The sequence below is a fragment of the Bradyrhizobium sp. Ce-3 genome (genome assembly GCF_022835695.1).
Classification (GTDB): domain Bacteria; phylum Pseudomonadota; class Alphaproteobacteria; order Rhizobiales; family Xanthobacteraceae; genus Bradyrhizobium.
This window is the reverse complement of sequence record NZ_BQUV01000003.1, coordinates 591,875-604,321: the sequence shown is the minus strand read 5'-3', so window position 1 is coordinate 604,321 and position 12,447 is coordinate 591,875. Positions and strand designations below refer to the sequence as shown.

At 65.5% G+C, this 12,447-nt stretch carries 11 protein-coding genes and 1 other RNA gene; 8 read left to right on the top strand and 4 right to left on the bottom strand.

The features are described from left to right. Window positions 1-38 precede the first annotated feature (38 nt). From ssrS to BRSPCE3_RS13900, 3 genes are all read right to left on the bottom strand, one after another. Window positions 39-199: non-coding RNA, 6S RNA (gene ssrS, locus BRSPCE3_RS13910), on the bottom strand. 267 nt (window positions 200-466) lie between these two features. Then, entirely contained in the window at window positions 467-850 is a 384-nt protein-coding gene (locus tag BRSPCE3_RS13905) for a cell division protein ZapA (protein WP_021076488.1), read from the bottom strand. Further along, complete coding sequence (locus BRSPCE3_RS13900; RefSeq protein ID WP_194458387.1) at window positions 847-1,167, bottom strand: DUF4164 domain-containing protein; 321 nt, start codon at window positions 1,165-1,167, stop codon at window positions 847-849. Before BRSPCE3_RS13900 ends, BRSPCE3_RS13905 begins: the two co-directional genes overlap by 4 nt. 336 nt (window positions 1,168-1,503) lie before the next feature. Here BRSPCE3_RS13900 and tkt point away from each other — a divergent pair, with 336 nt between their 5' ends. The 8 genes from tkt (at window position 1,504) to BRSPCE3_RS13860 (ending at window position 11,272) form a co-directional block, all read left to right on the top strand. Further along, window positions 1,504-3,486: a transketolase gene (gene tkt / locus BRSPCE3_RS13895; protein WP_244066374.1), complete on the top strand. Its 1,983-nt coding sequence runs from the start codon at window positions 1,504-1,506 to the stop codon at window positions 3,484-3,486. Between the two features lie 160 nt (window positions 3,487-3,646). Next, window positions 3,647-4,654: a type I glyceraldehyde-3-phosphate dehydrogenase gene (gene gap / locus BRSPCE3_RS13890; protein ID WP_244066373.1), complete on the top strand. Its 1,008-nt coding sequence runs from the start codon at window positions 3,647-3,649 to the stop codon at window positions 4,652-4,654. A gap of 142 nt (window positions 4,655-4,796) precedes the next feature. Further along, window positions 4,797-5,993, top strand: a complete 1,197-nt coding sequence (locus tag BRSPCE3_RS13885) for a phosphoglycerate kinase (protein WP_244066372.1) — start codon at window positions 4,797-4,799, stop codon at window positions 5,991-5,993. Between the two features lie 138 nt (window positions 5,994-6,131). Next, a complete protein-coding gene (gene fba, locus BRSPCE3_RS13880) occupies window positions 6,132-7,199 on the top strand; it encodes a class II fructose-bisphosphate aldolase (protein ID WP_229183491.1) in 1,068 nt (355 codons plus the stop codon). A 269-nt stretch (window positions 7,200-7,468) separates the two neighbouring features. After that, window positions 7,469-8,509, top strand: coding sequence for a class I fructose-bisphosphate aldolase (locus BRSPCE3_RS13875; protein ID WP_244066371.1), 1,041 nt, complete (start codon window positions 7,469-7,471; stop codon window positions 8,507-8,509). Further along, window positions 8,510-9,172: a thiamine phosphate synthase gene (locus tag BRSPCE3_RS13870; protein WP_244066370.1), complete on the top strand. Its 663-nt coding sequence runs from the start codon at window positions 8,510-8,512 to the stop codon at window positions 9,170-9,172. A 7-nt stretch (window positions 9,173-9,179) separates the two neighbouring features. Further along, window positions 9,180-10,247: a tetratricopeptide repeat protein gene (locus BRSPCE3_RS13865; protein WP_244066369.1), complete on the top strand. Its 1,068-nt coding sequence runs from the start codon at window positions 9,180-9,182 to the stop codon at window positions 10,245-10,247. A 230-nt stretch (window positions 10,248-10,477) separates the two neighbouring features. Next, window positions 10,478-11,272 carry an inositol monophosphatase family protein gene (locus BRSPCE3_RS13860; protein WP_244066368.1) on the top strand — a complete coding sequence of 265 codons (795 nt, stop codon included), beginning with the start codon at window positions 10,478-10,480 and terminating at the stop codon, window positions 11,270-11,272. Between the two features lie 14 nt (window positions 11,273-11,286). Here BRSPCE3_RS13860 and BRSPCE3_RS13855 read toward each other — a convergent pair whose 3' ends face one another. Next, the gene (locus BRSPCE3_RS13855; protein WP_244066367.1) at window positions 11,287-12,426 is read right to left on the bottom strand and encodes an AAA family ATPase; all 1,140 of its coding nucleotides are present in this window, start codon (window positions 12,424-12,426) and stop codon (window positions 11,287-11,289) included. Window positions 12,427-12,447: the final 21 nt, after the last annotated feature.

The window sequence follows — 12,447 nt, the reverse complement described above, 5'->3', positions numbered from 1 at the left end:
ACCGCCGCCGCGCGACGACAAGGCAACAGCAAAAATAGTGCGAAGCCGCAGAGGCCGTTGGAGCGCTCGATCCCGGAGTTCCCTACGAAAGTAGGTGGGCACCATATGTCCGGGTCCACGGACCCGGCCAGGGACAGTTCCCTAAAGGATCGATAAGGCCCCGGGGATATATGGCTCCTGACGCGCAACGCAGCTTCGCAGGGGCAATGTAGCGATCGTTGTCGCAATTCGCCAGCGGTAAGGAGGACGCAGTCAGATCTTGCTCAGCTTTCACCCTCCCCTGGAGGGGGAGGGTCGGCTCGCTATGAGCGAAGCGAATGCGAGACGGGGTGGGGTGAAGGTCTCTCCGCGTCAGCAGTGCCCGAGTGGAGAGATCACCCCACCTCGGTGCGCATTCCGCTGCGCTGCATGCGCACCGATCCTCCCCCTCCAGGGGAGGATGAGATCACCCGCCGGAAAATATGAATCACCCGATCGCGATGCCGCCGCCGATGGTGCGGTTGAGCACCTGGGTGGTGCGCTCGATCCGCTCGGCGGCGGCGTTGAGCGCGTTGGAGACCGCGGTCTGGGTCGCGCGGGCGCGGTCGGTGGCAGCCGTGCGGGCATTGCGCAACTGCTCGACCTCTTCCTCGAGGCTGCGGATGCGCGCGCTCGCATCGACCAGTTCGTCGCAGGCGGTCAGCGCCGCCATCACGGTGAGCCTGGCATCGCCGATCTCGCCGAACTTGCCGCGCAGCGATTCGACGCGCTGCTGGAGATTCTCCGCGAGCTTCAAGAGCCGCACCTCCTGGCCCTCCTCGCAGGCCATCCGGTATTGCCGGCCATTGATGGTGACGTTGATGTGGCTCATCTGCCTTCTCCGCCGTCGAGCACGGCGCGAATGGTGCCGATCGCCGCGTCGAGTTTTTCCGCGATGTCGCGATTGACGCGCTCGAGCTTGCGCGTCTTCACCAGCGATCCGTCGAGCTCGTCGGCAAGTCTCGAGCGATCGGCGCCGAGCGCCTGAATCCGGGCAGCCAGTTCGTTCTCGTCGCGGTCGGCCTCGCGGCGCCGCTCCACCGAACTTTCCAGCGCATCGAGCGCGGCCATCAGCCGCTTGGTCGCAGCATCGATATCGGCGAGCGGTGCCTCGGTATTGCCAGACCCGTTGGCGAGACGATCACTCATGACACGCGGCGTGGACCCCTTCTGGTCGGTTGGCTCGGTAGCCTGCTGGAGACGGGCCTGCCGCACGGCAAAAGCGGCGGTTCGGCAAGCGTTTACGGGACGAAATTTACGTGGCAAGCGAGCCCAGCGCAACGGCGGCGCCAAACTATGCACCGTTCAATGAAATTGGGCCATTTCGAGCAACTTTTCCCCGTTTTGGGGCGTTTCATCGCCTTGGACTTGCGGAATTGAGGTGCTAATCCACCCTCCAACCCGTAAGGCCACTCCACGCGCGTATCGCGGCTGCCCGCCCCGATGCGTCCAGCAATCAGCTCTCATTCCAGGCGGACTTTTCATATGACGCAGGTCGATCACACCCGTATGGCCAATGCGATCCGTGGCCTTGCCATGGACGCCGTCGAGAAGGCGAATTCCGGCCATCCCGGCCTGCCGATGGGCGCCGCCGACATCGCGACCGTGCTGTTCACGAAATTCCTGAAATTCGACGCCGCCGACACGGCGTGGCCCGACCGCGACCGCTTCGTGCTGTCGGCCGGCCACGGCTCGATGCTGCTCTATGCCTTGCTGTACCTCACCGGCAACAAGGACATGACGCTCGACCAGCTCAAGCATTTCCGCCAGCTCGGATCGCTGACGCCGGGGCACCCGGAAAACTTCCACACCAAGGGTATCGAGACCACCACCGGTCCGCTCGGCCAGGGCATCGCGACCGCGGTCGGCATGGCGCTTGCCGAGAAAATGCTGGCCGCCGAATTCGGCAAGAAGATCGTCAACCACCACACCTATGTGCTCGCCTCCGACGGCGACCTGATGGAAGGCATCTCGCAGGAAGCGATCGCGCTCGCCGGTGTCTGGCGGCTCAACAAGATGATCGTGCTGTACGACGACAACGGCATCTCGATCGACGGCCCGACCTCGATCTCCGACTCGGTCGATCAGGTGAAGCGCTTCAAGTCCGCCGGCTGGGCCGCCGAACTGATCGACGGCCACGATCAGCAGGCGATTGCCGCCGCGATCACCCGCGCGCAGAAGTCCAGCAAGCCGACGATGATCGCCTGCAAGACCACGATCGGCTTCGGCGCGCCGACCAGGGCCGGCACCGCGAAAGCCCATGGCGAGGCGCTCGGCGCCGCCGAGCTCAAGGGCGCCAAGGAGAAGCTCGGCATCTCGCTCGAGCCGTTCTCGGTGCCCGACGACGTGCTGAAGGCCTGGCGTGAGGCGGGTGCCCGCGGCGCCGCCGAGCACAAGGCCTGGGACGAGCAGTTCGCGCAGCTCGGCAACCGCAAGCGCGCCGAGTTCGAGCGCCGGATCCGTCACGAGCGGCCGCAGTCGCTCGCCAAGGGGCTGCGCGCCTTCAAGAAGGGCCTGCTCGAAAATCCGCTCAACGTCGCGACCCGCAAATCGTCCGAAGCCGCGATCGAGGTGATCGCCGCCGCGATGCCGATGGAATTCGTCGCGGGCTCCGCCGACCTCACCGGCTCCAACAACAACAAGGCCAAGTCGGCGACCGCGTTCGGCGCCAAGACGCCGAAGGGCCGCTTCATCCATTACGGAATCCGCGAGCACGGCATGGCGGCGTGCCTCAACGGCATCTTCCTGCATGGCGGCTTCGCGCCGAACGGCGCCACCTTCCTGGTCTTCACCGACTATGCGCGCGGCGCGATGCGGCTGTCGGCGCTGATGGGCACCGGCGTGGTCTATGTCATGACCCATGACTCGATCGGCCTCGGTGAGGATGGTCCGACCCACCAGCCGGTCGAGCACCTCTCCGCACTGCGCGCGATGCCCAACATGCGCGTGTTCCGTCCCTGCGACGCGGTCGAGACCGCCGAGTGCTGGGAACTGGCGCTCAACCGCATCGACGGACCGACGGTGCTGGCACTGACCCGCCAGAACCTGCCGCAGCTCCGCACCACGGTGCCATCAGACAATCCATGCAGCCACGGCGCCTACGAGCTGGTCGCGGCGCAGGGTGACGCAAAAGTGTCATTGTTCGCATCCGGTTCCGAGGTCCAGATCGCGGTCGAGGCGCAGAAGCAGCTCGCCGGCCGCGGCATCCCGACGCGGGTCGTCTCGGTCCCGTCGCTGGAATTGCTGCTGGCGCAGCCCGCCGAGCGGCAAAATGCGGTTATCGGCAAGGCGCCGGTCAAGATCGCGATCGAGGCCGCGGTGCGCTGGGGCTGGGATGCCGTGATCGGCCATGATGGCGAATTCATCGGCATGCACGGTTTCGGTGCCAGCGCCCCGGCGAAGGACCTTTTCCCGCATTTCGGCATTACCGCTGAAGCCGTCGTTAACGCTGCCACCAAGCGCGTCTGACGCTGGCCTGCCTCCCGCGGGTCAAGGTTGAGCTTGTCGCGAAAAAGGATTACCTAAGCTCCATCTTTTCCGTACGCGCCCGGCCGAACCGGGCGTTCCGCCGTAAGAACCTCGTGGGAGCGCTCCCGCGGGGCTGACAACAGCTTTAGAGGAGACGAGCATGGCAATCCGCGTCGCGATCAACGGGTTTGGGCGTATCGGCCGCAACATTCTGCGCGCCATCGCCGAGTCCGGCCGCAAGGACATCGAGGTGGTCGGCATCAACGACCTCGGCCCGGTCGAGACCAACGCACACCTGCTGCGCTTCGATTCTGTGCACGGCCGCTTTCCGGGCACCGTGACCGTCGACGGCGACTCGATCAGCCTCGGCGACAACAAGATCAAGGTTTCAGCCGAGCGCGATCCCTCCAAGCTGCCGTGGAAGGCCCTCGGCGTCGACGTCGCGCTGGAGTGCACCGGCATCTTCACCGCGAAGGACAAGGCTTCCGCCCACCTGACCGCCGGCGCCAAGCGCGTGCTGGTCTCGGCGCCCGCCGATGGTGCCGACGCCACCATCGTCTACGGCGTCAACCACGACACGCTGAACAAGGATCAGCTGGTCGTCTCGAACGGCTCCTGCACCACCAACTGCCTGGCGCCGGTCGCCAAGGTCCTGCACGACACCGTCGGCATCGAGACCGGCTTCATGACCACGATCCACGCCTATACCGGCGACCAGCCGACCCTCGACACCCTGCACAAGGATCTCTATCGCGGCCGCGCCGCGGCGATGTCGATGATCCCGACCTCGACCGGCGCCGCCAAGGCGATCGGCCTGGTGCTGCCGGAGCTGAAGGGCAAGCTCGACGGCGTCTCGGTGCGCGTGCCGACCCCGAACGTGTCGGTGATCGACCTCAAGATCGTCGCCAAGCGCGCGACCGATATCAAGGAGATCAACGAGGCGATGAAGCGCGCCTCGGAGCAGCAGCTCAAGGGCATCCTCGGCTACACCAATGCGCCGAACATCTCGATCGACTTCAACCACGATCCGCACTCGGCCACCTTCCACATGGACCAGACCAAGGTGCAGAACGGCACGCTGGTGCGCGTGATGGCCTGGTACGACAATGAGTGGGGCTTCTCGAACCGCATGGCGGACACCGCCGTCGCGATCGGCAAGCTGGTTTAAGTTCGACTGTTCGCGATGCCCGGCCCAAGGCCGGGCATTTGCGTGTTTGCCCCCGCCTGCGCGGCCTCGACGGCCGCGGCATCGGCAAGCGAAAGCGACGCCGTCCCCCGGACGGCTGTGTCCGGCCGCACAGGAAACGCTCATGACAAAATCGTTCCGCACCCTCGACGACGTCAATGTGAAGGGCAAGCGCGTGCTGCTGCGCGTCGACCTCAACGTCCCCATGGAAGGCGGCCGCGTCACCGACGCCACAAGGCTGGAGCGCGTTGCCCCGACCATCACCGAGATTTCCGACAAGGGCGGCAGGGTGATCCTGCTCGCTCATTTCGGCCGGCCCAAGGGCCGCGACGCCAAGGACTCGCTGAAGCCGGTCGCCGAAGCGCTGTCGAAGGTGATCAAGCGCCCGGTCGCGTTCGCCGAGGATTGCATCGGCGAGCCCGCGGCCAACGCGGTCGCCGCGCTGAAGGACGGCGACATCCTCTGCCTGGAAAACACCCGCTTCCACAAGGAAGAGGAAAAGAACGACGCCGGCTTCGTCGCTGAACTGGCAAAGCTCGGCGACATCTGGGTCAACGACGCCTTCTCGGCCGCGCATCGTGCCCACGCCTCGACCGAAGGCCTCGGCCACAAGCTGCCGGCCTATGCCGGCCGCACCATGCAGGCCGAGCTCGACGCGCTCGGCAAGGCGCTGGAAGCCCCGACCAAGCCGGTGATCGCGATCATCGGCGGCGCCAAGGTGTCGACCAAGATCGACCTGCTGGAAAACCTCGTCAGCAAGGTCGACGCGCTGGTGATCGGCGGCGGCATGGCCAACACTTTCCTGCACGCGCAGGGCATCGGCGTCGGCAAGTCGCTGGCCGAGAAGGATCTGGCGCCGACCGCGCTGCGGATCATGGAGAAGGCCAATGCGGCCAATTGCGCGATCATCCTCCCCGTTGACGCCGTCGTCGCCAGCCAGTTCGCGGCCAACGCGCCGTCGCACGCCTACGGCCTCGACGCGATCCCGGCCGACGGCATGATCCTCGACGTCGGCCCGCAATCGATCGCGCGGATCCATTCGGCAATCGACGATGCCGCGACCCTGGTCTGGAACGGACCGCTCGGCGCCTTCGAGCTGACGCCGTTCGACCGCGGCACCGTGGTGTCGGCCAAGCATGCCGCCGAGCGCACCAAAGCCAAAAAGCTGATCTCGGTGGCCGGCGGCGGCGATACCGTCGCGGCACTCAACCAGGCAGGCGTGGCCGGTGATTTTTCCTATGTCTCGACCGCGGGCGGCGCGTTTCTTGAATGGATGGAAGGCAAGCCGCTGCCGGGCGTCGAAGTTCTGAAAAAAGGTTGATTTAGAGCATGATCCGGAAAAGTGTGACGCGGTTTTCCGAAAAGATCATGCTCAAGAAATGAGCTGAAGCGCGATGACAATTCAATCCGAGCTCATCGCGCGTCACATCCGCGAACGCGCACACCAGGGAGAAATGGAATGGCTCGCATCACGTTGCGGCAACTGCTCGACCACGCGGCCGAGCATGATTACGGCGTACCCGCCTTCAACATCAACAACATGGAGCAGGCGCTGGCGATCATGGCCGCGGCCTCCGAGGTCGATGCGCCCGTCATCATCCAGGCCTCGCGCGGCGCGCGGTCCTACGCCAACGACGTCATGCTCAAGCACATGATGGACGCCGTCACCGAGATCTATCCGCAGATCCCGGTTTGCGTGCATCTCGACCACGGCAACGAGCCCGCCACCTGCATGACCGCGATCCAGGCCGGCTTTACCTCGGTCATGATGGACGGCTCGCTGAAGGCCGACGGCAAGACGCCGGGCGACTGGGACTACAATGTCGGCGTCACCCGGACGGTGACCGGCATGGCCCATCTCGGCGGCATCTCGGTGGAAGGCGAGCTCGGCGTGCTCGGCTCGCTCGAGACCGGCATGGGCGACAAGGAAGACGGCCATGGCGCCGAGGGCAAGCTGTCGCATGACCAGCTGCTGACCAATCCGGATGAAGCCGTGAAGTTCGTCCAGGAAACCAAGGTCGACGCGCTGGCGATCGCGATGGGCACCTCGCACGGTGCCTACAAGTTCACCCGCAAGCCGGACGGCGACATCCTCGCCATGAACGTGATCGAGGAAATCCACCGCAAGCTGCCGAACACGCATCTCGTCATGCACGGCTCATCGTCGGTGCCGCAGGAATTGCAGGAGATCATCAACGCCAATGGCGGCAAGATGAAGCCGACCTGGGGCGTGCCGGTCGCCGAGATCCAGCGCGGCATCAAGAACGGCGTGCGCAAGATCAACATCGACACCGACAACCGGATGGCGATGACCGGCCAGATCCGGAAAGTTCTGAAGGACAATCCGGAAGAGTTCGATCCGCGCAAGTACCTGAAGCCGGCGATGGAGGCGATGACCAAGCTGTGCAAGCAGCGGCTGCAGGAGTTCAACACCGCGGGCCAGGCCAGCAAGATCAAGAAGGTGCTGACCACGGCGGAAATGGCCAAGCGCTACGCCGCGGGCCAGCTCGACCCCAAGGTTGCCTAATCAATCCCTCCCTCTCCCCGCCCTTCGCGGGGATAGGGTTGGGGTGAGGGGCTGCCTCAACATTCACGCTGCCAGATGGACTCGTAGAGGGTCCCTCTCACCCGGAACGCATCTCACGATGCGTTCCGACCTCTCCCCGCAAGCGGGGCGAGGTAAACAGAACAAGCCAAATCCGCTCGCGATCCAGCCGCGACGAACGTTTTCTAGGCAATTGCCCGAGAACCGCCTATTTTGGCTCGCAAAGGCAATGCGCTCCGGAGGACGTTTCCATGAACCTCGCTGACCTCAACAAGATTGCCCTCGCCATGGTCACCCCGGGCAAGGGGCTGCTCGCCGCCGACGAATCCTCCGGCACCATCAAGAAGCGGTTCGACGCCATCAAGGTCGATTCGACCGAGGACAGCCGCCGCGACTATCGCGAGATGCTGTTCCGCTCGCAGGAGGCGATGAGCAAGTACATTTCCGGCGTCATCCTCTACGACGAGACCATCTGGCAGAATGCCAAGGACGGCACGCCGCTGGTCAAGCTGATCGAGCAGGCAGGCGCGATCCCCGGCATCAAGGTCGACGAAGGCACCCAGGCATTGCCGAACTGCCCGGGCGAACTCGTCACCGTCGGCCTCGACAAGCTCGCCGAGCGCCTGAAGAAATATTACGAGCGCGGTGCGCGCTTTGCGAAGTGGCGCGCCGTGATCGATATCGGCTCGGGTGCCGGCAGCCGCGGAATTCCCACCATGACCGCGATCCGCGTCAACGCCCATGCGCTGGCGCGCTACGCCGCGCTGTGCCAGGCCGCACAGATCGTGCCGATCGTCGAGCCCGAGGTGCTGATGGACGGCGATCACGACATCGACCGCTGCTATGAAGTGACGCAGCGCGTGCTGAACCGCACCTTCCAGGAATTGCGGGTGCAGCGCGTCGCGCTCGAAGGCATGATCCTGAAGCCGAACATGGCGATCTCGGGCAAGAAGTGCCCGAAGCAGGCCTCGGTGCAGGAAGTCGCCGAGAAGACCGTCCGCCTGCTCAAGAGCTGCGTGCCCGCCGCGGTGCCCGGCATCGCCTTCCTCTCCGGCGGACAGAGCGACGAGGAGGCGACCGCGCATCTCGACGCGATGAACAAGATCGGCCATCTGCCCTGGCGGCTGACCTTCTCCTACGGCCGTGCGCTGCAGGCGGCGCCGCAAAAGGCGTGGTCCGGCAAGCCGGACAACGTCCCCGCCGGCCAGCGCGCCTTCTCGCATCGCGCCCGGATGAACGGGCTCGCGAGCACCGGCCATTGGGAAGCCGGCCTCGAGAAACAGGCGGCATAGTTGGCGACCAAGCCCGTTCCGCCGCGGCCGGCGCCGCGCCTCTATCTGGCAACCGCGCCGGTCGATGAGCCCGCGCAGCTCGCCGCCGAGCTCGCCGAGCTGCTCGCCGCGGCCGACGTTGCGGCCGTTCTGGTGCGGCTGCGCGAGAGCGATCCGCGCAGCATGATCTCCACCATCAAGGCGCTGGCGCCCGCGATCCAGAACGCGGATGCCGCGCTCCTGATCGACGGCCATCCCGACATCGTGGCCCGCGCCGGCGCCGATGGCGCGCATCTGACCGGCCTCGCCGCGATGGAAGAGGCGATGTCGTCGCTGAAGCCCGACCGCATCGCAGGCGTCGGCGGGCTCGCGACGCGCCATGATTCCATGGCCGCGGGCGAAGCCGGTGCCGACTATGTGCTGTTCGGCGAGCCCGACGCCAGGGGAACGCGGCCCTCGCTCGAGGCGATCGCCGAGCGGCTGGAATGGTGGGACGAATTGTTCGAGCCGCCCTGCGTCGGCTTTGCCACCTCGCGCGAAGAGGCCGAGGCGTTCGCGGCGGCCGGCGCGGATTTCGTGCTGGTCGGAGACTTGATCTGGTCCGATCCGCGCGGCGCCAAGGCGGCTCTCGCCGAGATCGGCGAAGCGATTGCCCATGCCGGCAAGGTCAAGGCCGAGGGATGACGGCGGAATGAAATGCCTGCGTCCGATAGGTGTTGCGCTCGGCTGCACGATGCTGGCGGGCGGCGCGATGGCGCAGCTCTCGATCACGCCGCCGGCGCAGACGCCGCCGCCCGCGAAGAAGGAGGCGCCGAAAGAGAAGCCGAAGCCGCATGCGCCGGTCGCGAAGAAGCCGTCGCCGAAGCCTTCCGCCACGCCGACCCCGACGCCCTCGCCGACCCCGACGCCTGACGATCCCAATGTGGATCTCGTCTACGGCGCCTATCAGCGCGGCATGTACAAGACCGCGTTCGACCTCGCGACCGTGCGTGCGCAGAACGGCAACGACGCCAAGGCCATGACCATGCTGGGCGAGCTCTATGCCAACGGGCTCGGCGTCAAGCGCGACTACGTCAAGGCCGACGAGTGGTACAAGCGCGCCGCCGACGCCGGCGACCGCGAGGCGATGTTCGCGCTCGCCATGATGAAGATCGCCGGCCGCGGCGGCGCCGTCGACAAGGATGCCGCGGTCAAGCTGCTGGCCTCGTCGGCCAAGCTCGGCGAGCCCAAGGCAGCCTACAATCTCGCGCTGCTCTATCTCGACGGCCAGACCCTGCCGCAGGACCTCCGCCGCTCCGCCGAGCTGTTGCGCATGGCCGCCGACGCCGGCAGCCCGGAGGCGCAATACGCGCTCGCGACCTTCTACAAGGAGGGCACCGGCGTGCCCAAGGACCTGGAAAAGGCGGCGCGGCTGCTGCAGGCCGCCTCGCTGGCCGACAATGTCGATGCCGAGGTCGAATATGCCATCGCGCTGTACAACGGCAGCGGCACGCCGCGGAACGTGCCGGCGGCGGTGGCGATGCTGCGCAAGGCGGCCCGGCAGAACAGCGCGATCGCGCAGAACCGCCTCGCCCACGTGCTGGCGACCGGCGCCGGCGCCCCGGTGGACAAGGTCGAGGCCCTGAAATGGCACACCGTGGCCAAGACCGCCGGCAAGGGCGACCCCGATCTCGACGACATCCTCGCCGATATGAGCCCGGAAGACCGCGCCAAGGGCGAGGCTGCCGCGCGAAAATGGATCGGAAACAACGTCAAATGACGCCTTGACGGCGCCACTTCCAGAGGGCACCCAGTCGGTAAATCTCCAGCGCCGCAGGCCGTTCTCCGTCATCCTGAGGTGCGAGCGGAGCGAGCCTCGAAGGATGAAGCGGCCACAGTCGGGCCGTCGATCCTTCGAGACGCGCGTTCCGCGCTCCTCAGGATGACGGGTTGAGATTTGCGCGCGCCGCCTGATCGACTTTCACATTTCTCGGATCACAAGTTCTCATCATGCTCTACTCCGCCCTCATCAATGTCATGGTCAAGGCCGCGCGGCGCGCCGGCCGCAGCCTCAAGCGCGACCTCGGCGAGATCGAACATCTGCAGGTGTCGCTGAAGGGGCCGGCGAACTTCGTCTCGCTCGCCGACAAGCGCGCCGAGGAGATGCTCTACACCGACCTCGAGAAGGCCCGTCCCGGCTACGGTTTCCTCGGCGAGGAGGGCGGCAAGCGCGAAGGCTCGGACAAGAGCCACACCTGGATCGTCGATCCGCTCGACGGCACCACCAACTTCCTGCACGGCATCCCGCAATTCGCGATCTCGATCGGGCTCAAGCGCGAGGACACCGTGATCGCCGGCGTGATCTACAATCCCGCCAATGACGAGCTCTATATCGCCGAGCGCGGCAAGGGCGCGTTCCTCAACGACCAGCGGCTGCGCGTCGCCGGCCGCCGCCAGCTCAACGAATGCGTGGTCGCCTGCGGCCTGCCGCATATCGGCCGCGGCAATCACCAGGTGGCGCTGCAGGAGATGGCCGCGCTGCAGACCAAGGTCGCGGGCTTCCGCCGCTTCGGCGCCGCCTCGCTCGACCTCGCCTTCGTCGCGGCGGGCCGCCTCGACGGCTATTGGGAACGCAATCTGCAGCCCTGGGACATCGCAGCCGGCCAGATCATGGTGCGCGAAGCCGGCGGCACCGTCTCCGGCGTCCAGGGCAGCGACGACCCGTTGCAGACCGGTCATGTCGTCTGCGGCAACGAGTTCGTGCACGGCGAGCTGATCAAGATCCTGAAGCCGCTCGGGCAGTAACGCGACGGCGCGATCTAATCCTCGTCGTCGTCCTCGTTCTCGCGGTATGTCTCATCGCGAAATTCACCGCTGTGGGTCAGACCCTCGATGGTCGTGGCGCCCTTCGCCTTGATCACCCGGCGAAGCGGGACCGAGCCCTCGTTGCGCAGCGCCTCCATCAGATGCTCCGAATGGGTGACGATCCAGATATCGGCACGGCTCGACGCCTTGACGATCAGGCGAGCCAACGGCGCCAGCAACGATGGATGCAAACTGGTTTCCGGTTCGTTCAGCGCGATGAACGGCGGCAGCCGGTAGCCCATAAACACCGCGAGCAGGCAGAGATATTTCAGCGTCCCGTCGGACAATTCGTGTGCCCTGAACGGACGCGGCATATCTGCCTGCTGCAATTGGAATTCACACAGCCCGTTTTTCTCCCAAGCCCGCAGTTCGGCACCCGGGAACGCATCCTCGATCGCATCCTGTAGATCACCGGCATCCTGCCTGATCGTGAACAGGGTTGCCAACACGGCAGCCAGATCATGGCCATCGGCACTCATCGAGGGTGTCGTGATCGCAAGACAGGGCTTTCGGATCGGCGACGCCGGATCGGTACGGAAGTCATGATAGAATCGCCAGCTCAGCATCGCGTTTCTGATCAGGTCGATCTCGGGGCTCCCCTTGCCATCCGATAATCCGGCGAGCGCCGTTTCCGATGGCAGCACCGCATCCTTGTGCTGACTCCAGGCACCGTTTTCACCGCGGACACTGACGAGTGAATTGGTCCGCTCCATCATCACAACTGTTCGCTTGCCGTGGGTCGCCTCGATCTTTTCCGACTTGATCATCGGCTCGCCGGGAAATGCTGCGGAGACCGGGCTAGGAAATCCGAGTTCGATGGAATATCTGACGTGATCGAATCTCACGGCCAATCGTAGAAGCGCATCGCTGCCGCGCCTGCGATCGCCAGACCAGAAGACGGAATTCAACCCGCCTTCGTCTGAGATCGTGCGCGTGATCCGGCCGGTCGCAGCGTCCCGCAACAGCGACAAGGACTTGTAGAGGTTGGACTTGCCGACACCGTTTTCACCGACGAAGACGGACAGCGGCTGAATGGACATGAAAAGCCGCCGAATCGAGCGATAATTCGAGATCGAAATATCGGTCGGCCGCATCGCATGCCCTCAATCCTCGGG